The organism is Shewanella sp. NIFS-20-20 (genome assembly GCF_019209865.1).
GTDB lineage: Bacteria > Pseudomonadota > Gammaproteobacteria > Enterobacterales > Shewanellaceae > Shewanella.
In genome coordinates this window covers 1-22779 of sequence record NZ_JAHUTT010000051.1, presented here as the reverse complement: position 1 = coordinate 22779, position 22779 = coordinate 1, and the positions used below count along the sequence as shown (strand labels likewise).

Genomic DNA, 22779 nt, shown 5'->3' with positions numbered 1-22779 from the left:
AACTTCGCCCACAAGGGCATACCGTGCTCCGAAGCACTTCGGAGTCAGTAGTTGAGTGGTAACACTCATAGAATGGCAAAAGGTTTTAACATGTCCAACAAATTGGTTTTGGTTCTTAACTGCGGTAGTTCTTCACTGAAATTCGCTATCATGGATGCAGCAACTGGTGATGATCATATCTCTGGTCTGGCAGAATGTTTTGGTTTAGAAGATTCTCGCATCAAGTGGAAAGTGAACGGTGCTAAGCACGAAGCACAATTAGGCGCCTTCACCGCTCACCGCGAAGCGGTTGAGTACATCGTTGACACTATTTTGGCTTCGCACCCTGAATTGGCTGCTCAAATCCAAGCCGTAGGTCACCGTATTGTTCATGGTGGTGAAAAGTTCACCCAGTCTGTGATCATCGATCAACATGTACTGCAAGGTATTGAAGACTGCGCTTCTTTAGCACCTTTACATAACCCAGCTCACCTGATCGGTATCCGTGCCGCGATGGCTTCTTTCCCTAGCCTGCCACAAGTTGCTGTATTTGATACTGCTTTCCATCAGACTATGCCAGAGCGCGCGTACATCTACGCCCTGCCATACAAGCTGTATCGCGAGCACGCTGTACGTCGTTACGGCATGCACGGTACTAGCCATTTATTCGTTAGCCGCGAAGCCGCTAAAGTATTGAACAAAGATATCACTGAAACCAATGTTATCTGTGCTCACTTAGGAAATGGCGCTTCTGTGACTGCAATTAAAGGCGGTAAGAGCGTTGACACTTCTATGGGTATGACTCCATTAGAAGGCCTGGTCATGGGTACTCGTTGTGGCGATCTCGATCCATCAATCATTTTCCATTTGGTTGAGCAACTGGGTTATACCGTTAAAGAAGTTAACGATATGCTGAACAAGCAGTCTGGCTTACTGGGTATTTCTGAGCTGACCAACGATTGTCGTGGTATCGAAGAAGGTTATGCTGAAGGTCACAAAGGCGCGACCTTAGCCTTAGAAATCTTCTGCTACCGTTTAGCCAAGTACATTGCTTCTTACACTGTTGCTTTAGGCAGCTTAGACGCAGTGATCTTCACCGGTGGTATCGGTGAAAACTCTGACTTAATCCGTGCGAAAGTATTGGAAATGCTGTCAATCTTCAACTTCAACGTTGATAGCGATCGCAACAAGGCGGCTCGTTTTGGTAACGCTGGTATCATCACTAAAGATGAAGGCACCGTTGCTATGGTAATCCCTACCAATGAAGAGTGGGTTATCGCTGAAGATGCTATCCGTCTGATTTCTAAGTAATCAGTCAATAACAGGCCGCTCTATGAGCGGCCTGCTTGGTTTGCAATCTGCCAAGCCATACTCAATTTGAGGTTTTTATGACTCGTAAAATTATGCTCGTCCCAATCGGTACCGGTGTTGGCCTGACCTCTGTCAGTCTGGGCATGGTCCGAGCCTTAGAACGTCACGGCGTTAAGGTTCAATTTTTCAAGCCTATCAGTCAGTTACGATCTCATGACACAGGTCCTGAGCGTTCAACCACGATTCTTAGCAAATCACCAACCGTCAATCCACTTGAGCCATTCGACATGGAACATGCCGAAGCCTTAATTCGTGGTGATGAGCAAGATATCCTGATGGAGCAAATCATTGCTCGCGCCAGTGAATGCGCTGCCAATACTGAGACGCTGATTGTTGAAGCTTTGGTACAGACCCGCAGTCACTCATTTGCTGACGACGTTAACTACACCATGGCAAAGGCCTTGGATGCCGACGTTATTTTCGTGGCAACCCCTGGCAATGACAGCCCAACCGCATTGATGAACCGCCTAGAAATTGCGTTCAATGCATGGGGTGGCAGCGAAAATAAACGTTTAATTGGTGCCATTATCAACAAGATTGGTGCACCGGTTGATGACGAAGGTCGCACCCGTCCAGACTTGACTGACATGTTTGACCGTGAAGCCCCTGCCCGATTGGATTCATTTAATATGTTCCAACTACCAGGCAAGAGCCCACTGCGCATTTTAGGTAGCGTGCCATACAATATCGATTTAGTCTCGCCGCGCGCTTCTGATTTAGCGAAGCACTTACGTGCTCGCATTATCAGCGCTGGTGAAATGCACACCCGTCGTTTACGTAACGTGACTTTCTGTGCACGTAGCATTCCTAACATGGTTAGCCACTTTAAGCCTGACTCATTGTTAGTGACTTCTGGCGACCGTAGTGATGTGATCGTTGCCGCCTGTTTGGCTGCCATGAACGGCGTTAAGATCGGTGCTTTATTATTGACCGGTTCTTACGAGCCAGAGCCACAAGTGATGGCATTGTGTGAGCAAGCCTTTGAAACTGGCCTGCCAGTATTCTTGATTGATTCAAACACATGGCAAACATCGCTGAACATTCAGCGCTTTGATCATGAAGTCCCTGTTGATGATGCCGTGCGCATTGAACTGGTACAAGAATTCGTCGCCGGTCATGTGGATAAAGCATGGATCGAAAGCGTCACTGAAAACTCACCACGTGAGCACCGTTTATCGCCACCAGCCTTCCGTTATAAGTTAACTGAAATGGCACGTGCGGCGAATAAAACCGTGGTCCTGCCTGAAGGTGATGAACCACGTACCATCAAAGCCGCCAGCATTTGTGCTGAGCGCGGTATTGCTCGTTGCGTCTTGTTAGGTAACCCAGAAGAAATTCAACGTATTGCTCTGCAGCAAAACGTCACTTTAGGTGCCGGTATCCAAATCATGGATCCCGAGTTAGTGCGTGAGCGCTATGTTGAGCCGCTGGTTGAATTGCGTCGCAACAAAGGCATGACCGAAGTGGTTGCGCGTGAGCAATTACAAGACAATATGGTACTGGGTACCATGATGTTAGCTCAAGGCGAAGTTGACGGTATCGTTTCTGGCGCGGTTAATACCACAGCCAATACTATTCGTCCGCCATTGCAGTTAATCAAAACCGCTCCAGGTTCTAGCTTAGTATCATCCATCTTCTTTATGTTGATGCCTGATCAAGTCTTGGTTTACGGTGACTGTGCAATTAACCCAGATCCTAATGCTGAGCAATTAGCTGATATCGCGATTCAATCTGCTGAATCTGCTATCGCCTTTGGTATCGAGCCAAAAGTAGCGATGATCAGTTACTCAACTGGCACATCAGGTACTGGTAGCGATGTTGAGAAAGTACGTGAAGCAACCCGTCTTGCCAAAGAAAAACGTCCTGATCTGATCATCGACGGTCCGTTGCAGTATGATGCGGCTGTGATGCCAAACGTGGCACGTTCTAAAGCACCAAACAGCCCAGTGGCTGGTAAAGCGAACGTCTTTGTGTTCCCAGATCTCAACACAGGTAACACCACCTATAAAGCGGTACAACGTAGCGCCGATTTGATCAGTATTGGTCCTATGCTGCAAGGCATGCGCAAACCAGTCAACGATTTATCTCGTGGTGCCTTGGTTGATGACATCGTCTACACCATCGCCCTGACTGCGATTCAAGCTAATCAACAGTAAAGTTAATTAGTTTCATCGTCATCCGTAAAAACGCCGACATTTGTCGGCGTTTTTGTATTTATTGCCCTGGCGACTGAAATCTATTGGTTCACATCGCCAGTCAATTTTGCGCAAGTGCGCTATCAGTCAAGCGACCTTCATTGCTGACTTACGGTAGCAGCAGGAAAAGCGGTATTTTAGCGAGCTTAGGTGGGGAAAATACGCGGGAATAATCACAGCAAATGAAAAGACACAAAAAATAACCAGCAGTAAAAATCCTGCAAAAACATAGCCTTACATTGGTTACCTTCAGTCTTCAACATACTTGTCCACAGAATCTGTGGACAAGTATTTAGCTAAGTTATCAAGCATTGCTGTTTTTGGTGGCCACTGTCAAGCCTCAATGATCGGATCGCGATCTGATCGCTCAAAAAATCAGCCAAGCCTCTGATGGCCATGCTTGTCGTATCGCAGTTCTTGACATACCATAGGTAATAGTCTGTAAGTTATTATGTCAAATGGATAAATGGATTTATGCGCCTTATTCTAATTCTTACTCTGTGGTTAATTTCCGCTTGTGGCCAACAACCCATCGATGGCCCGAGCACCCCTGAAAATACCACCTTAGGTTTCTTTCAAGCCATTTATATTGATAAAGATGTTGAAGCGGCCACGCGCTATGTCACCCCTGAATTAGCCGAAGTACTGCGTCATTATCACTTAGCCACTCAAATACAACGGTATGTGCTCAGCTTACCTATGACCAATGTCAGCCTCGATATCATGGAGGTGGATCTGGACTTCTTTCGCAAATCCGCCGATGAAACTACAGTGACCATTAAGCTCGAAGGACTGAAAGGCGATCGACCGTGGATTGATGATAGGATAGTGCGGATGAAAAAAATCAAAAACCGCTGGATTATCACCGAGTTTATTCACGACAAGTATTCCCGCGGATAACGCAGCATAAAAAAACGCAACTCTAGGTTGCGTTTTTTTATGGATAGCTTCAATCGCTAGTTAGGCTTCTTCATCAAGTTCAACCGGTAATGACTCCATCACTTCATCTTTCACTTGATAATAAGCATCTTGATATTCATTGCTTTCCATAACTACTCCGTAGGGTCGAGGTCTGCGACATGCCTATGTTGGCATTTTGTCTGGATTACCTGATTGACGTCATCATGTGACAGCCTGTTGTTTAGAGTATACCCAGTTTCTTGAGTGAATTACAGAAAACTTTCACTTCTGTTGGTGTAAAAATGAAAATATCAACTGCTTAAGCACTATGTGGCCGCAAAACCGTGATAAACACTGAAAGACTTTCAGTGTGCGGGCACTAAACGGTAGCGTAATACCTTAAGCGAGCGCTCTTCATCCACATCAGCATACACCTCAGGATTGGGTAGACGCTCGAGCCATTGCAGTTTAAGGCTCGCCTCTGCCACTTGTTGTTGTAAGAAGGCCATTGATAGCTCAGGTGCATTTAAACACAGTAAGAGTTCAGCGTCAGGGCTCAGCAATTCTGGTAAGCGTCTCAGTAAGCGCACGTAATCTTTAGTGGCCACAAAGCTGCCTTTCTGATTGCTCGGTGGATCGACAATGATCAGGTCATAGGGACCTAACTTTTTCAGTTTGCCCCAAGATTTGAAAATATCATGAGGTAAGAAGCGACTGATGCCAGTAAAATTATTTTCATTGTGATTTTGTTTGCCAATGGCAATAGCGCCTTTGCTCATATCAATATTGACCACTTCAGTGGCGCCCCCCTTTAACGCGGCTAAGGAGAAGCCACAGGTGTAGGCAAATAGATTAAGCACTTTCTTGGCGCGAGCATGTTGCTGCACAAAACGTCGGCCATTGGCCATATCCAAAAACAGACCATGGTTTTGACCGCGTTCAATATGTACCCGATAACGAATGCCAGCTTCAGAGATCCAATGGGGATCTGGCACTTGACCGAGTAACACCTGAGAATGGCTGTCGATGCCCGCACGGCATTGATACACTAAATTCAACTCAGTGCATTGCGGCGACCACCAGTCTTGAATCGCTGCGATATAATCATCGAGCTCAGCTTCAGTTAAGGGCTTAAAGCTCGTCAGTAGCACCACAGGTTCAAACCAGTCGAGGCAAATATGTTCTAAGCCTTTGACCTTGCCTCCGCGCCCATGAAATAAACGACGGCTATCGCCGCCAAGGGGCAAGTGAATGGCAGATAATACAGATGATAACGATTGCATGAGTTTTTCTTTATTAAGCTAAACCGCAGCAGAATAGCCACTTAAGTGACTTTATCAGACAGAAGCACAGCTAAGCCGCGGCCATTCTGGCTCGATTCCAGTGCGATTTTGACTATCATGGTCAGGGGCACAGATAATAACATTCCCACCGAGCCCAGTAACCAGCCCCAGAAAATTAATGATAAAAATACCACTAAGGTTGAGAGGCCTAAGCCGCGTCCCATAAACTTAGGCTCAACAAAATTTCCCATGACCATATTAACGCCCAAATACAGTAAGGCCACCGCGCCCGCTTCAGCGCTGCCCAACTGGACAAAGGCCAGTAACACCGAAGGCACCGCTGCAATAATCGAACCTATATTGGGGATATAGTTAAATAAAAACGCAATAACCCCCCACAGCAGCGCGTAATCAACCCCAATAATCCATAAACCCAAACCCACGACAACACCGGTGGCTAATGAGACTAAAGTTTTAATCACCATATACTGGTTGATAGACTGCAACACTTTATCGATTTGTTTAAGGCGCATATCGGGATCGTCCAACGCCAAGTGCAATTTTTTGGGTAAATCATCGGCTTCAAACAGCATAAACAGAATGGTTAAAATGATAAGAAACAAATTCGCCATGACATTGCCGACCCCTGACAACATATTGGTGGTCATTGATAACGCCACCCCGGGGTCAAAATACGCCAACACTTTTTCTTTGGAAATGTGAATATTCCAATCTTGCAGTGTTTGTAAAAAACCAGAAAATTCAGAGACTAATTGCGCTTGATAATGGGGAAGCTGCTTAGAAAAATCATTGATGGAACTGCCCACAACGGTTGTTAACCATAATCCAAGCAACACAATCATCAGCATTAATACGGTCACCGCAATCGGTTTAGGAATTTTAAATCGCGTTTGCAGCCGTATCATTGGATTACAAATCACCGCAATAAAGCACGACAACACAAAGGGAACCACAATGCCACTAGCCGCTTTCACCCCGGCTAAAATCACCACCAAAAATGCCAATAACGCGAAACCTCTTAGTGCCAGCGATCCTCCATCTAATCGTGCCATGCCCTGCTCCCTGTGATTAACCCAATGTGTTAATCTATAAAAAATATGTGAATTTTCAAACTCAAACTGAACAAAGCTTGAGCATATCAAGTATTAGTTATGTAGCCTAAAGAAAAATAGGAAGTATTCAATGAAAATTCTGCTGACCGGTGCCACTGGATTTATTGGCCATCATTTGATCAAATCACTGCCTGCCAGTGATGAGCTCATCGTGGTGAGTCGTCAGGCGCCCCATGGACGTCAGGCTATCCCCCACCCCAATGTTAGCCTGTACCCGCTCGATGCAATCAAAGATGTTAATGATATTGATGTGATAATTAATCTGGCTGGCGAGCCCATCATAGGTAAACGTTGGAGCGCTTCCCAAAAACAAATCCTCTGCCAAAGTCGCTGGCAAACCACCGATAATTTAGTCAACTTAATAGCACAATCAACCCCTAAACCACGGGTATTGATCAATGCGTCGGCCGTCGGCATTTATGGCACCAACCAACCCCATGCGGTCGATGAAGCGACTGCGATTGAGCCGCCGTTAGATTTTGCTCAAGAAATCTGTCGCACTTGGGAGCAAAAAGCCCTAGCAGCGCAATCATCATTGACCCGAGTGTCTCTCATCAGAATTGGGATTGTCCTGGGTGATGGCGGCGCCTTGGCCAAAATGAAATTGCCATTTTCCTTAGGGTTAGGTGGCAAAATTGCTGATGGTCATCAGGGCATGAGCTGGGTGCATATCGATGATCTTGTGGCATTGCTACAACACTGCATCCATGATCCGCACTACCATGGTCTGTATAATGCCACGGCGCCTAATCCCGTCAGTAATCGTGAATTTACCCAAGCCCTGGGCCAACAATTACAGCGCCCGACTTGCCTCCCTATGCCTGCGTTTATGCTCAACGTCTTATTGGGTGAAAGTGCCATGTTATTAACTCAAGGACAATGGGTACTGCCTAAGCGGGCAATCGCGCAAGGATTTCATTTCAAATTTCCAGACTTGGCCGCTGCGCTGCAAGACATTTATCCACAATCACGCCCCTAAATAACACAGTCAATGCGCGCTGGAGAATTACTTCTATACTAAAAAATCGTCACTGTGATGCAGCCAAGTAACCGTAATTCTCTAGCAAATCCTTATTTTGGCTAAATTTGTAGTGTGAATATATCTTCCAAGGAGTAACTAAGGTATAACGGCGCAATGAAAATACCTAAACGCTTACAACCGTTAGTGGATGACGGTTTGGTTGACCAAGTGATCAGCCAATTGATGAGTGGCAAGGAGGCCACGGTCTATATGGTGCAATGCGGCCAAGAAATCCGCTGTGCCAAGGTTTATAAAGAAGCCAATCAACGCAGTTTTAAAAAAGCCGCTCAGTATCAAGAAGGCCGAAAAAGCCGCAATAGCCGCCGGGCACGCGCCATGGAGAAAGGCTCTAAATATGGTCGAGATCAGCAAGAGAGTGCATGGCAGCATGCCGAAGTTGATGCGTTATTTACCTTAGCTGACGCCAATGTGCGGGTACCCACCCCTTACGGTTGTTTCGATGGCGTGCTCTTGATGGAACTCATCACCGATGCCAATGGTGATGTGGCTCCTCGCCTAAATGATGTCGAGTTATCCCAAGCGCAAGCCATTAGGGATCACGCCACCGTGATGCAAGATATCGTGCGTATGCTCTGCGCCGGTCTGGTTCATGGCGACTTGTCAGAATTTAATGTGCTCGTCGATGACCAAGGCCCAGTGATTATTGATTTACCCCAAGCGGTCAATGCTGCCGCCAATAATAACGCCAAGGCCATGCTCCAGCGCGATGTCAATAACATGACCCAGTATTACGGTCAATTTGCGCCAGTGTTGCTCGCTAGCCAATACGCCGAAGAAATTTGGAGCTTGTATGAAAAAGGCAAACTGGTCGCGGATACTCAACTGACCGGTCACTTTGACGCGCCGACACACAGCGCTGATGTGGATTCAGTGCTAGATGAAATTCGGGCCGCGTTTGACGAAGAACAAGAGCGCCTCGAGCGCATTCGTGACGCCGCTGAAATCTAAAAATACCCTTGATATAAGTGATAAACCTCAGGGCCATCAACGCGCAACGTTTGATGGCCCTTATTCATGGTCAGGGGGCATGACAGGTGCCCGCGTTAATCAGTTAACAATTGCCGGCAACTCTTTTTCAGCAAGCGCCGACACCGCCATAACCCCAATAACGCCACCACGACAGCGCCAAGTAATGGCGCCACAATCCACCAGCTCGGATGCCAAATAACTGTTAACTCAAATACTTGTGTTTTCAGTAGATACAAGGTGAATTCTGACACCACCACGGCTAATATCCCTGAAATCCCCCCCAACAAGGCGAATTCTAACGCCGTGGCCGTTTTTAATAAGCGCCCGCTGCCACCAAAGGTGCGTAATACCGCCAATTCACGCTGCCGCAGCGCCATTCCCGCTTCCGTTTGCGCAAATAACACTAAGCTACTGGCCGCCAAAACCAGCACCAAGACTAAGCTTAATGACACCGACACTTGGTCAACAATGCCCCGCAGTTGCGTCATCATGGCACCCACATCAATTATCGCTAACGTCGGGAAGCCCTGAATTAGGCTCAGAACTTTATGGCGTTCACTGTCGGGCAAGTAAAAACTGGTCATTGAGGTATAAGCAAATGGGGCCAAATCGTCGCGATGGAACAACATAAAGAAGTTTGGCTGCAAACTCTCCCACCGCACTTTACGAATGCTGGTGACTGTGACGTCTAACGGTTGATTATCGATGCGATAACTTAACACATCTCCCAAGGTTAACCCCAAGCGTTCGGCCACTTTCGACTCGACCGACACCTCACCAGGTTGCTGTTGATACGCCCCCGCAATAATTTGATTGTGAGGTGGAACATCATCGCGCCAGCTTAAATTAAGCTCCCTATCGATACCTACGCGTCCACTTTGCCCTTGTTGTTCCATGGCACGGGAAATCAAGGTTTCACCATTGATTGCCACCAACCTAGCCCGCACCACGGGATAGATGTCACCCAGTGCGATTTGTTGTTGTTCAAAGAAATCACTTAAGGCTTGCTGATCATTGGGCGCGATATTGACTAAGAAATAATTAGGGGCGTTTTCTGGCAGTTGCGAGCGCCATTCATTGAGCAAATCATTTCTTAACGCCAAAATGGTCAACAGTAGCACCAAAGCACTGGAAAATCCGACCAATTGCACCGCATTTTGCCGCGCTCTGCGGCGTAATCCTGCCAGTGCTAACTGCCAAGGATTAGTGGTGCGCATGCCCAGACCATGACCTAAACGGATCATCAGGCCGCCTAAGATCGCCAGCAAAATACCCAGTAACGCGCCACCGGCTAATACCGAGAGGGTCAACACCAGATTCTGGCTATATAAATAACCTAATAAGCCCATGGCAGACATGCTCATGATAATGTGCAACCACTGACCCATCACCCGCCCTTGCAATTGGGCCTGAAACACCCGCAGCGGCGGGATAGCCAATAAGCGCCAGAGCGGATACACAGAAAACATAAACGCGCTAACCAGGCCAGTGATAAAACCCAGCCCTGCCGGTCGCCACCAGTCTGGGCTGACCGCGGTTAACTCGGCAGGTAACATCTGGCTCACGCCAATATCCAGTAACCACCCCAGCAATAAGCCGACGCTGATGCCAGCGAGACTCACTAACAGCAAGTGTAAGCCGAATATCGCCCGAATTTGGTCGCTGCTGGCACCAAAGGTCTTGAGCATGGCCACCACATCATAATGGCGCTCACAATAGCGCTGCGCGGCAATCCCAATCGCGGCGCACGCCAAAGCAATCCCCAATAAGCTGGCGAGCAGTAAAAATTGCTCGGCCCGATGAATGGCTCGAGCAATCGGTGATTCGCCAGAGCCAACATCCACCAAGCGTTGAGAGTTGTTCATTAACGGGGTTAAATAGTCTCTAAATGCCGCTAAGGCAGCGTCATCACCGGCAAATTGATACAGGTAGGTCACCCGACTTCCCGGCTGTAACACTTGCGTCGCGGCCACATCCTTTATCGAGATCAACACAATTGGCGATTGGGCAAATGGGTTAAAACCCGCATCCGGTAACCGCCGGATCTCCTGCGTTAATTGAAACTGCGACAGCCCAAGCTCCAACGATTGTGGCTGACCTAATAAGCCTGCCAATCGCCCTTCAAACCACATTTGTCCTCTTTGGGGCAATTGCGCGGTATGACCAGACTCTAGCTCAATCTGACCTTTGAGGGGGTAATGTTCATCCACGGCGCGAACAGTCACCAACTGAAACTTGTCATCGTGAAATAACATCGAATTAAAAATCAGGTTGGTCGCCACATACAAGCCGAGGCTGTCGGCGTGTTGCAACCAGGTCTCATCAATGGCTTGCGGTGAGTCAAGGCTCAGATCAGCGGCAATAAATTCAGACGCTTGTGCCCTAATGGCGGCCTGTAAACGGTCACTGACACCGGCTAAACCACTGACAGCCATCACCGCCAAGGTAATGGCAAAAATGATCAACAGTAATTGCCCTTGCATTAACTCTCGTGTAAATAAGCGCCAGGCGAGCGGAGCGTTATTGGTCATTAGGCCTCCACGATTTGAGCAGGTTCAGTGACTTCGGTGAGTCTGCCCTCTTGCATCAGTAACTGTCGTTGGCAACGACGGGCCAGTTTTTCATCATGAGTCACTAACACTAAGGTGGTGTGGCTGTCTTGATTCATGGCAAATAGCATGTCGGCAATTTTGTCCCCATTATTAGCATCAAGATTGCCGGTGGGCTCATCGGCAAACAACACCTTAGGCTGGCAAATAAAGGCGCGAGCAATAGCCACCCGTTGCTGTTCACCACCGGATAATTGCTTGGGTAAATGATTGACTCGATGACTCAGGCCGACTTTGTCGAGTAATGATTGGGCTTGGGCTCTGGCGTCTTTTACGCCTGCTAATTCAGCCGGCAACATCACGTTTTCGAGTGCGCTTAAGGTATCGACTAACAAAAAGGACTGAAAAATAAAACTCAGTTTATTTTTTCTCACCCGAGCCTTGGCTTCTTCATCTAAACCCGCCAAGGAGACACCATCAAGAATAATATCCCCAGACGTCGGCGTATCCATCGCCGCCAAGAGCCCGAGTAAGGTGGACTTGCCAGAGCCAGAAGGGCCAATAATGGCGACAGTTTCCCCTGACTTGACTTCAAGATTAATGCCCCCCAGGATAGTCAAATCGCCCTCTTGGGTCTGGACTGTCTTTTCAAGGTTGATTGAGCTAATGATATTGTTTTCCACACTAAAATCCTTATGTACTTTGCTGCAGCAATCACTGCTTTTATCCCTCGCCTCGCTCATTATTGCAACGTCGAGCTATGCGGCCAATATCCTGATCTTGGGTGACAGTCTCAGTGCCGCCTACGGGATCTCGGAGGAACAAGGCTGGGTTCAATTATTACAAGATGACCTACCACAGCATCACATCATCAACGCCTCAGTCAGCGGCGAAACGTCCAGCGGCGCGTTAAGGCGTCTGCCCGCCTTATTTACCGACCAAACCATCGACCTCGTGGTGATTGAACTTGGCGGTAATGATGGCTTGCGCGGCTTTCCACCACAACAACTAAAAGAAAATCTTACACAATTAATTCAATTGTCACAGCAAGCCAATGCCAAAGTGCTGCTCACTGAAATCATGGTGCCACCGAATTACGGACCGCGCTATAGTCAAAAATTTAATCAAGTGTATCAAGATATTGCTAGCAAGATGGCGGTTGAGCTCATTCCATTTTTTATGACGGACATTGCGCCTAAATCGCATTTGATGCAACGTGATAGCATTCACCCGAATGCCGAGGCGCAACCGTTAATCAATCAATGGATGCAGCCTTATATTGTTAAAAATATTGACGAGTAAACCTGCCGCAATCGTCATGATTGATTTCCGCAAATTTGCCGATAAAATGATGCGTTTTTTGCGGGGCTCAGCCTGAGTCCCTCAATCAACGGAGAATGCTATGCGTTTTTATGCTTTACCCCTTTGTGTTATGGCAAGCAGTCTTGCTATTGCCCTACCTGTTTACGCCCATACCGAAGAGTCAGCTTTAGCGCTTCTCCAACTGCCATCAAACAGTGAGTTTGACTGGGTTAAATTAACCTCAGATGAAATACTTAAAGGTGAAATCAAGCACCTATATGACGATAAGCTGGAGTTTGAAAGCGATACCTTAGATACCCTCGAATTAGACTGGGATGATATCAGCTGGGTACAAAGTTCAGGGGTTGTTAGCGTTGGCTTTACTGATTTAAGCACCCGTTCGGGTAAGTTAACCATTAGCCAAGGCAAGGCCTATCTTGATGGCGTGGAATTTGACCCGAGCCAAATTATGACCATCATTGCCGGTAAGGCCACTGAAGCCAACTATTGGTCAAGCAAGATCACCTTAGGGGCTAACTTGCGCTCAGGTAATACTTCGCAGCTTGATTACTCCGCCCTGGCGAAAACCAGCCGTCGCACCACTGAGTCTCGGTTTAACGCCGATTATATCGGCAACTATAGCCGTACTGACGGTACCAGCACCACCAATAACCATCGTCTTAATTCGAATTTTGACTGGTTTATTTCTAAGCAATTTTATTTGCGCCCAGTGTTCGCTGAAGTCTACCGCGATCCATTCTTAAACTTAGATTATCGAACCACGCTCGGTTCGGGTATCGGTTATAACATCATAGATAACAGTAAAACGGAATGGAGTATCTCAGGCGGTCCGGCCTATACCTACACTCGATATGAACAAGTCGAAGTTGGTCAAGCCCAAGACGAATCATCAGCCTCATTAGTGTTAGATACCGTGTTTGACACCGAACTGACCAGCGACATTGATTTTACTGCTCAATATCGGATGCAGTACGGCAATCAAGCGTCTGGCGGTTACACTCACCATGCCGTGAGCACCTTATCGGTAGAATTAACCGATACCTTTGATTTGGATTTATCCTTTGTGTGGGATCACACTCAAGATCCGAAAGCCGATAGCAGCGGTCTCTTGCCTAAGCAAAATGACTACCAGTTCATTATTGGCTTTGGTATTGACTTATAAGTGATATTGTCTAGAAACCGCCCTTCACTTACTTGCTAAGTTAAGGGCGGCCTTACGGCTCTCGAGCTAGAACAAATACTCCAGCTTCAACCACGCATTGCGACCTGGTTCATTGACCCTCAGCATAGGTAAGCCAACATCATTGATGGCGCCAGACTTACTAATGTGTTCGGCATACTCTCTATCAAACAGGTTTTCTACCCCTAAGCTCAGGCGCACATGATCGCCGCTGTGCCAGGCCGCATTTAAGGCTATGGTGCCAAATCCCGCACTCTCACCGAGATCAAGGCCGGAAATATTGCCTTGGCCCGCAGCTACACGATCTTGGTTATCCACCAAGCGCCATAAAAGCCCAAAACGCCAATCTCCTAAGCTGTAATCTATGGTGACTCGACCTTCTAATGGCGATACCTGCGCTAACGGCAATGCATCTGTATCATTGTCACCATGGGCGTATACCAGACTGATTTGAGTATCAAGACCCTCACTAATTTGCCACGCCATACCTAATTCTCCGCCCCAGATGGTGGCATCAATATTACGCGCGGTCTGGCTCTTATCGCCATTGGCGGTTTTGAACGCTTGAATTAAAATGTAATCGTGTATCTCACCATAATAGAAGGCGCTGGAGAAGGTCAGGTCGCCTGGGTTATAAATCCAGCCAAAATCTAATTGAGTGGTTTTTTCAGGTGAAATATCAAAGGTTTTTGCCGTGGGTATATCGATCTGCGACTTAGATAACTCCCAATAATCTGGCATCCGCTCAGCATGGCCAAGCCCCATATAATATTGGTGATGACCAATCGCATGCTCAATGCGGCCAAAACCACTGTAGAGATCGTCATCTCGTTGTTGCGATTGCGGCATCAATAAATCAGTCTGCCACCGATCATAACGAAGCCCTGAGACGAGCGTGATACCATCGATGCGATATTCAAATTCAGCAAATACCCCAAACTGCAGATAACTTAAATCATCCTTTAATTTACCTGCCAGCAAATCATCCAAACTGCCATCAAGACTCGGCGCCACTTTAAAGACTTGGTGAGTCGAATCCTGCATGTCCATGCCCGTCATCACGGTCAGATCACCCACGGCAAATTCACCCCATAAATGAGCGCCAGCAGTGGAGCGATTAACATGGGCGCCAGAGTTGTTGGTCAGGTTCTTGTCAAAATCATCCATGATATGATCATTGTCATTACTGTAAGCTTGAAACTCTAGCGACTGCAGGTACTCACCAGCAAACTCATGTTCGATTAATAAGGTGAAGTTTTCATTTTCAATCGCCCGAGCCTTATAAGATCTGTCGGCATATTCCGCTTCGCCATCCGACTTGCCATAACTCAGTTCGACGACACTGTCATCTGACGGCGTCCAACCTAAGGCCAAATCCATATTGCGACGGTCATAACTGGACTGCACTAAATTGCCTTGACCATCTTTATAATGATCGCTTGATGATTGGTTGGCATCGAGATCCACATAATAGTGCTCATCTCCCCCGCGTAACTCGACAATATAATCCAGCCTATCGAAACTGCCCGCAGTCACACTGCCACGCCCTGTGGTCGTCGGCTCGATAAAACTATGTCTGTCTTTATTAAACAACACGGTTCCCGCCGACCCCACTGGGCCATGTCGCACAGATTGTGGCCCTTTAATCACCTCGATGCTGTCATAAGACTCAGGGTAAATATACGCGGTCGGAGGATCCATACGCCCACCACAAGCGCCATAGGTTTGCTGACCATCATCGACGATATTAATTCGTGAGCCACCTAAGCCACGCAAGGAGGGATCGCCGCCACCACCGCCTTTACGATTGATGCTAAATCCAGGAATAGTCTTTAAAAATCCGGCGCCATCATAGGATGGCAAAGGTAATCGCGGTTTTTTGGGATCGGTCACCACAGTCAAAGGTTGCCGCATCAGCTCGCCTTTCACCACCATCCGCTCATCACACCCCTGAGGGCTGTCACAATCCAGTGGTTGCGCTACGCTCGTCATCGACATACCAGTCAACACACTGGCAATGGCACTGCTTAAGATTAGCTTGTTCATCTTCATCCTTTTTGTTGTGGTCAACCATGACCATCACATTGACACTCGCCGCTATGAGGCTGATATGGCTGGCATTGTGCAGAGCTTACGGGAGGGTGAACAGCAGGAGCAGATCAAGTGCGACATCATGTCGCACCTTGGTGCGATCATGTCCACATTTTCATCAAAAATTCAGCTATTTGTTATATGCTAGAGCTAGCGCAACTTTATCTTCACAATCTCTTGCTAGGCTTGGATAACGTGACAATTACAAGGAGTAAGTATGTCTTCTCGCCATTTACAAAAAGCGTATGTTCCCATTGATACCCGCACCGTGCAGTACATCAGCGCCGAGTTCCATTACACCTCGGCCATAGAACAAGCCTTTAGCTCGCTTGACGCCATGACTCAGGCAATTTTTACCCTAGCTGATGAGGCTGAGATCTTTAACTGCCATATCATTGCGAATGATAAATTGCCGCTAGTGCGCCATAACAGCGAATCCTATTGCATTGAGAATGCCAATCAGGTGTTTATTTTCTACAATCCAAGCTGTCATGAAGCCAGAAACCTCATTCACACGGCGGATCAAGCGCCGCGCAAGATCAGAATATTATGCTTGGCGACCGGTGATGATATTCGCGCAACTTCCGCCAACTTCCATATCAAGGTGCAGCAATTAATTGCTAAATTTAAGCAAGCCACCCAGCTGGAATTAGATATTAAAATTCGTGACCACCAGCATCTGGCCTACGACATGTTCGCGCGCCACAAAGGAAATAAGCAGAGTTTTGGGTATAAATTCCGCGCCTTACCTCTGCGTTACCAAGCCCGTGAGTGTGTGTTACCCACTGACGTTAACAGCCTCAATTTTGTTACCGTAAGCTTACCGCTCAGTCGTGCCTTAATCGCCCGTTTAGCCAATGACCATAACATTGCATCCTTGTATCAAGGCTTAGAAGATAAGTTCTCGAGCGCCTTGGATCAGAGTCAGATCAAGCATGCCGCCATGGTCGCGAATGGCCAATTGGGCTTAGTTCGTAACAGTAAATTTAGCGAACAGCAAAGCCAGCATGATGTGGTGATGTTAGGCTTCGACCCCAGCGCCAATGACTTAGAGTTTGTCAGTCACTGGCAAGCCGATAAATTAGTTGCCACCGCTGAATTTATACTCGTGGCGAGAGCCAATGACCAATTTGATAGCTGCTATGGCCGTTTTGTGAACCAAGTCGAGCAGTTACTGCAACAATTCGCTAAGGATATTGGTTTAAATCAGCATCAAGATGAATTGATGATACGTTTCCATCAACACCTGAGTTACTTAGCCTAACTTCTTGCACAGGTATCAGCCGAGTTCGGCTGATACTTTTTTACTAACAAAAACATACACCTAAGTAAGAAAGCTACCTCCCCCACCCAATTGTTAAATAATTGTGGCCAGATTTCACATTGAATATCTGGTCTGGCAGTGCAATCTATTATCAATAACAATGAAAAGCAGGAGATGCTATGTCCAACAAGACCCCTCAATGGCTATTGCCAAGTTTACTTGCCAGCGCCATTGCCCTATCACTTTCAGGTTGTGGCAGTGATGACAACACTCCGGTGGTCGAAGTAACCCCACCACCAACCGTCGAACCCACCACCCCCTTTCCTGAGGGTGCAATTATCATCGAAGCCGGTGACAATTTAACGGCCCGAATTCAAGAAGCGCTCATTAATGCGCAAAGTGGTGATGTCATTGCCTTGCCCAAAGGCGAGTTTATGATTGAATCGACCTTGTTATTCGATGGCGATGTCGACGGTGATGGCAGTTTTGCTAACAACATTACCATCACCGGCTATGGCATGGATCAAACCATACTTAACTTTGCTAATGCCAATTCAGGCGATGGCATGCTGGTAGAAAATGCCCGTAATATCATCATTCAAGATCTGGCCGTTAACGAAGCCAAAAATAATGGGATTAAGCTTAAAAATACCAATGGCATTATCTTAAGACGGGTCGCCACGATTTGGGAAGGCGAACTCGATAAAGACAATGGGGCGTATGGCTTATACCCAGTAGAATGTGAAAACATTTTGATTGAAGACAGCTACGTCCGCGGCAGTGCCGACGCGGGTATTTATGTGGGTCAATCACAATATATTGTGGTTCGTCGTAATATTGCCAAAGAAAACGTGGCTGGGATTGAAATCGAAAACTCCAAATACGCCGATGTTTATGACAACGAAGCCATGGGCAATACCGGCGGTATTCTCATCTTTGACTTACCTATTGGTAACCAGAGATACGGTTCTAGCGTGCGTATTTTTAATAACAAGGTGTATGACAACAACACCCCCAATTTTGCCAATGCATCAGCCAACCCCGCGGGGGTGCATATCGTACCTCCGGGAACAGGTATTATCGTGTTATCGACTGATGATGTCGAAATCTTCGATAACACCATTACTGGCCATGATACGCTCGGCGTGACCGTCAGTAGCTTCTTCATTGCCGAGCCAGATATCCAAACCTTTGTCGGCAGTTATGGCCAGCCAGGGCAAGCTATTAGCGATGGTTGGCGGCCAACACCGCGCAATATATATTTGCACAACAACATTATTGAAGATTATGGCTCCAAGCCCAATGGCTATTTGATCAAAGACATTATTCAAGCCTATGTGCTTACCCATGGCGATATGCCGGGCATCTTGTACGACGGCTTAGGTGAGTTACTGTCAAACAATGGTACGGCCGCTTATTTAGGCTTACAAGAATTGCCCTTTGCCAGTGATGGCAGTGACAATGTGTGTGCCCAAAATAACGGCGATGTCTCCATCGGCCAGTTATATAGCAATGACAACACCGACACTAACATTGCCGATGTACTCTATGAGCGCAAAGGCACCAACTTACTCAACTGTGCGCAAGTCAGCTTGCCAGTTCATACTGTGACCTTTGGTACTCAAATCTTTGGTTGTGGTGTTGACGATGACACTCAAGGCTGTGATGGTGGCAACCTGGTTGGCGGTGGTGGCAGCATAGGTGAAGGTGAAGGCGGCTTGGTAGGCGATGGTGATCAAGCCTTATGTACAGCGACTTCCAGCCAAGTGAATTGGGAGGGCCTATTAGGCGCTAATTGCCCTAAACTCTCGGACTACAATTTGTTTGCCGATAAGAGCAACCCCACCACCAACCCGCAATCCGGCGGTATGCCATATTGGTTGAATACTCAGTTATTTACCGATTTTGCATCTAAGTATCGATTCGTGTTTGTGCCCAATGAACACGCTGCGGTGTACTCTCAAAATGAAAGTTTTGATTTTCCTGTCGGCACTGTCATTACAAAAACCTTTGCGTTACCGCAAAACACCGCTAACCGCGGATTTGCCAACGAAGAGCTTATCGAAACACGTTTGCTGATTAAACGAGCCACTGGCTGGACCGCACTACCCTTTGTGTGGAACGCTGACAAAACCGATGCAGTGTTAACCAAACCAGGGGCCATTCAGGCCAAGTCGCTGACTCACAATGGCGAAACCTTAGCCTTTGACTATGTGGTGCCATCCACCAACCAATGTAAACAGTGTCATCAATACAAACCCACCAGCGATGCCAACTCGGTGTTTATGCCTATCGGTCCCAAGGCGAGGCATTTAAACAATCTGGTTGATTATGGAGATGGCGCGGTGAATCAACTCAGTCATTGGCAAGAGACCGGCATTTTGAGTCAATTGCCGGATTTAGCCCAAGTGGATAAGCAACCCGTGTTTGATGACATGGATGCCGATACCATTAGCGCGTTATCCGATAGTGAGTTAATGGCTACCGCTAAGGGCTATTTAGATATTAACTGTGCTCATTGTCATCGCGCAGAAGGTAACGCCTCCAACACAGGTCTAAAATTGGAATATTGGCGTCCCTATGACAGTGAAAATGCCTACGCGCATGGTACCTGTAAGTCACCGGTCGCTTATGGTGGCGGTAACTTGGGCTTTGATATAGTACCCGGTAAGCCGGAAGAATCCATCATGCACTTTAGAATGGATACGACTAACCCAGGTGATCGCATGCCAGAGATTGGTCGCAGCTTAAGTCACGATGAAGGGGTTGCCCTGATCAATGAGTGGATTAAGCGACTACCTGCCGCAAGCTGCTCTCAGTAAACACCGATTACGCCCATCGGTCGAACCCTTGACCGCTGGGCGTTTATCCGCTCGAATTAGCCCGCTAAACCCATCAAATTAGCCTCACTTACCCACTTGGATACGCGGCAGATTATTTACGAAAATACCCGGGTGGTAAGCCAAGCCAATGCTTAAAACTTTGGCGAAAATGACACACATCACCATAACCCAATTGCTCTGAAATTTGGTTAACACTCAGCTGTCCTTGGATAATCAGATCTAAGGCCGCCTGACTACGAACCAAATCCACTAACAATTGATAACTAATATTACTCTGGGCTAATCGACGCCTTAAGGTGCGCTCACTTAAATTGAGCGCCAACGCAACTTGAGCAAATGCCGGTATGATGGGACTGCGCTCACGTAACAGGGTTAATACTTGATCACTAATGGAGTGAGTCACTGGCAAATCTAATGGCGTCGGCAATAAAGGCGTCGCGGCGGTAATCGGCAACGCTAACCAACGCTTACTCAGGCGCCATTGACAGACGTCATGCACCATATTTAACGACTGGGTCAACTGTGGAAACATAGCAACATCGCAACCTTCCCCATGTAAATCAACCTCATCAAAGCAAACTGCTTCAGCGGTTAAGTGACGGGCAACGGTGACCAGTGCGGTGATACTTAGCACGAATAAATCACAATACAATTGTCGTGGCAAACGGCTGTTATTGAGCCAGCGCACCGTTAAGTAATCGCCATCATCCATCACCATAGAATCAGATAAACTCCCCACCAATTTGGGGTGTTTAAGGATGAATAAAAAGCAATCTTGTAAGCAGGTGAATTGCGGGAAGTGCGGCAACAATAAATCGAGATCTTTGGGGTGATATTCTTGACCAATAAGCGCACCTGCAGCGTTGCCAAGGCTCTGCCGAGCGAATTGCATCGCCAAGTGTACCTGCCACACTTTGACATAGGCGCATTTAGCCAAGCTGGCTTCATTTAGCTGTAACTCTTGATAAAGCTGCGAGATTAAAGGCGACTGTGGCGGTAAGTACTTCACTAAGGTTGCGAGCATAATGCGCAGTTCATAAGCCGGATAAGCCTGATCTCCAACCGTGGCTTGCGCCTTATAACCAAACATTGTTATCCCCATCAAACCACCTTAACACCAATTTAACAAACGTTTGTTTGATTTCAAGTGTTGATGGTCAATCGCCATAAAAAAAGCCTGTATTACAGGCTTTTTGATACCAGCGCCCTTAAGATGCACTGGGGGAGCTGGAGTCAGCGCTTAAGATAATGACTGATTTTTTTCGGCCAACTTATTGAAAATGGCATTGATAGACACAGAAGCACCGTGGGCAATTTTATCGGCTAACTTCTTCTTCATTTGATAGCGTACCTTCACCACGGTTTTTTCATTGGCTAAGCCTAACAAGAGATCATCACTGGTACTGAGTTTATCGACCAAGCCTAACATTAAGGCTTGCTGACCATACCAATGCTCACCGGTCGCCACTTTGGCTAAGTCTAACTGCGGGCGATATTGACCGACAAAGGTCTTAAATAATTCATGAGTGGCTTCTAATTCCTCTTGGAATTTAGCGCGGCCTTCATCGGTATTTTCACCGAACACGGTCAAGGTGCGCTTGAAATCACCAGCAGTGTGTTGTTCATAATCAATATCATGCTTTTTCAATAATTTATTGAAATTAGGGATTTGAGCAATGACCCCAATAGAGCCGACGATGGCAAACGGCGCCGCGATGACAGTATTGGCCACACAGGCCATCATATAGCCGCCACTCGCTGCCACTTTATCTACGCACACTGTCAAGGGAATATTCGCCTGACGCAAGCGGTCGAGTTGGCTTGCCGCTAAGCCATAACCATGCACCATGCCTCCGCCGCTTTCGACATTAATGATCACTTCATCCGCTGGCGTTGCTATGGTCAAAATGGCACTGATTTCCTCCCGTAATGAGGTCACTTCATGAGCATCAATACTGCCCTTAAAGTCGATGACATAAGCTCTCGATGTTGATTCTGGTTCGACTTGCTTATCTTTCGCTTTTTGCGCGTCTTTACATTCTTTCTCGTAAACTTTTAATTGTTTTTTAGTCAGCAATTGCTGCTGGAGGTGATGTTTTAACTCTTGCAGCTCTTCGGTAACATTGGTGAGACGTAATTCGCCCGCATGGGATTTTTGACGAACAGCACTGGCTAACACTACAATGACAATCGCGCCAATGGCCACGACTATCGTAATCGCCTTGGCCAAAAACAGGCCATATTCATAAATAAATTCCAACTCTTACTCCAAGATTCTAGGCGCCAAAAATACTTGCCTCTAAAGATTGCGCTATTCTATCAGTCCTACCCATGACATTAAATATCTATTCAAGTCAGCCTCTAAAACACAGCTTTATCCAGCGCAGCGACCACTCATCGGTAACGACCGCCCTTAACTCGAAACAAGAGCGCACATTACCCTAGGTTTCAAATAGCACATGATACGCAGTAAACGGCTGCGTCAATGCGCCAGCATGCCCAGCCGCTAACCACAAAAAAACCGGCCAAAAGGCTAATGCCGTTCACTTAGTGTGAACGGCATTTTTCTTAGACTTAATGGGATACTTGTTTTTACTCATTTTTAACGCACGTGGATAGGCCCTATCCCGTTTCCCATCAAGCTTGAACTGTCTCGC

At 47.1% G+C, this 22779-nt stretch carries 16 protein-coding genes; 9 read left to right on the top strand and 7 right to left on the bottom strand.

The annotated features are described in order from the left end of the window. Positions 1-90 precede the first annotated feature (90 nt). The 3 genes from ackA (at position 91) to KU855_RS14510 (ending at position 4445) form a co-directional block, all read left to right on the top strand. Positions 91-1290, top strand: coding sequence for an acetate kinase (gene ackA, locus KU855_RS14520; protein ID WP_218531007.1), 1200 nt, complete (start codon positions 91-93; stop codon positions 1288-1290). Positions 1291-1367: 77 nt separating this feature from the next. Continuing rightward, positions 1368-3506, top strand: coding sequence for a phosphate acetyltransferase (gene pta / locus KU855_RS14515; protein ID WP_218531006.1), 2139 nt, complete (start codon positions 1368-1370; stop codon positions 3504-3506). Between the two features lie 513 nt (positions 3507-4019). Further along, the gene (locus KU855_RS14510; protein WP_218531005.1) at positions 4020-4445 is read left to right on the top strand and encodes a hypothetical protein; all 426 of its coding nucleotides are present in this window, start codon (positions 4020-4022) and stop codon (positions 4443-4445) included. 365 nt (positions 4446-4810) lie between these two features. On the opposite strand, the gene KU855_RS14505 is transcribed toward KU855_RS14510, so the two are convergent. Beyond that, the gene (locus KU855_RS14505; RefSeq protein WP_218531004.1) at positions 4811-5728 is read right to left on the bottom strand and encodes a class I SAM-dependent methyltransferase; all 918 of its coding nucleotides are present in this window, start codon (positions 5726-5728) and stop codon (positions 4811-4813) included. A gap of 41 nt (positions 5729-5769) precedes the next feature. Next, positions 5770-6801 carry an AI-2E family transporter gene (locus tag KU855_RS14500; RefSeq protein WP_218531003.1) on the bottom strand — a complete coding sequence of 344 codons (1032 nt, stop codon included), beginning with the start codon at positions 6799-6801 and terminating at the stop codon, positions 5770-5772. Between the two features lie 130 nt (positions 6802-6931). Between KU855_RS14500 and KU855_RS14495 the strand changes: the two genes are divergently transcribed. Together KU855_RS14495 and KU855_RS14490 are read left to right on the top strand one after the other, a co-directional pair. Beyond that, entirely contained in the window at positions 6932-7840 is a 909-nt protein-coding gene (locus KU855_RS14495) for a TIGR01777 family oxidoreductase (RefSeq protein ID WP_218531002.1), read from the top strand. A gap of 156 nt (positions 7841-7996) precedes the next feature. Next, positions 7997-8851 (top strand): PA4780 family RIO1-like protein kinase, encoded by an 855-nt coding sequence (locus KU855_RS14490; RefSeq protein WP_218531001.1) that lies wholly within the window; start codon positions 7997-7999, stop codon positions 8849-8851. A gap of 95 nt (positions 8852-8946) precedes the next feature. Here the strand turns inward: KU855_RS14490 and KU855_RS14485 are convergent, their stop codons facing one another. Both KU855_RS14485 and KU855_RS14480 read right to left on the bottom strand, forming a co-directional pair. Continuing rightward, the gene (locus KU855_RS14485; RefSeq protein WP_218531000.1) at positions 8947-11403 is read right to left on the bottom strand and encodes an ABC transporter permease; all 2457 of its coding nucleotides are present in this window, start codon (positions 11401-11403) and stop codon (positions 8947-8949) included. Beyond that, positions 11403-12104, bottom strand: a complete 702-nt coding sequence (locus KU855_RS14480; RefSeq protein WP_371316367.1) for an ABC transporter ATP-binding protein — start codon at positions 12102-12104, stop codon at positions 11403-11405. The genes KU855_RS14485 and KU855_RS14480 overlap by 1 nt, the downstream gene beginning before the upstream one ends. A 61-nt stretch (positions 12105-12165) precedes the next feature. Between KU855_RS14480 and KU855_RS14475 the strand changes: the two genes are divergently transcribed. Both KU855_RS14475 and KU855_RS14470 read left to right on the top strand, forming a co-directional pair. Then, entirely contained in the window at positions 12166-12723 is a 558-nt protein-coding gene (locus KU855_RS14475) for an arylesterase (RefSeq protein WP_371316368.1), read from the top strand. Between the two features lie 100 nt (positions 12724-12823). After that, entirely contained in the window at positions 12824-13906 is a 1083-nt protein-coding gene (locus KU855_RS14470) for a YdiY family protein (RefSeq protein ID WP_218530997.1), read from the top strand. A gap of 66 nt (positions 13907-13972) precedes the next feature. Here the strand turns inward: KU855_RS14470 and KU855_RS14465 are convergent, their stop codons facing one another. Continuing rightward, positions 13973-15970 (bottom strand): TonB-dependent copper receptor, encoded by a 1998-nt coding sequence (locus tag KU855_RS14465; RefSeq protein WP_371316366.1) that lies wholly within the window; start codon positions 15968-15970, stop codon positions 13973-13975. Between the two features lie 262 nt (positions 15971-16232). On the opposite strand from KU855_RS14465, the gene KU855_RS14460 reads away from it, so the two are divergent. Together KU855_RS14460 and KU855_RS14455 are read left to right on the top strand one after the other, a co-directional pair. After that, the gene (locus KU855_RS14460) at positions 16233-17279 is read left to right on the top strand and encodes a DUF3083 family protein (RefSeq protein WP_218530995.1); all 1047 of its coding nucleotides are present in this window, start codon (positions 16233-16235) and stop codon (positions 17277-17279) included. Between the two features lie 179 nt (positions 17280-17458). Beyond that, positions 17459-20101, top strand: a complete 2643-nt coding sequence (locus KU855_RS14455) for a parallel beta-helix domain-containing protein (RefSeq protein WP_218530994.1) — start codon at positions 17459-17461, stop codon at positions 20099-20101. 112 nt (positions 20102-20213) lie between these two features. Here the strand turns inward: KU855_RS14455 and KU855_RS14450 are convergent, their stop codons facing one another. Both KU855_RS14450 and sohB read right to left on the bottom strand, forming a co-directional pair. Further along, positions 20214-21224 carry an AraC family transcriptional regulator gene (locus KU855_RS14450; RefSeq protein ID WP_218530993.1) on the bottom strand — a complete coding sequence of 337 codons (1011 nt, stop codon included), beginning with the start codon at positions 21222-21224 and terminating at the stop codon, positions 20214-20216. 138 nt (positions 21225-21362) lie between these two features. Continuing rightward, positions 21363-22382, bottom strand: a complete 1020-nt coding sequence (sohB, locus tag KU855_RS14445) for a protease SohB (protein ID WP_218530992.1) — start codon at positions 22380-22382, stop codon at positions 21363-21365. Between the last annotated feature and the right edge of the window lie 397 nt (positions 22383-22779).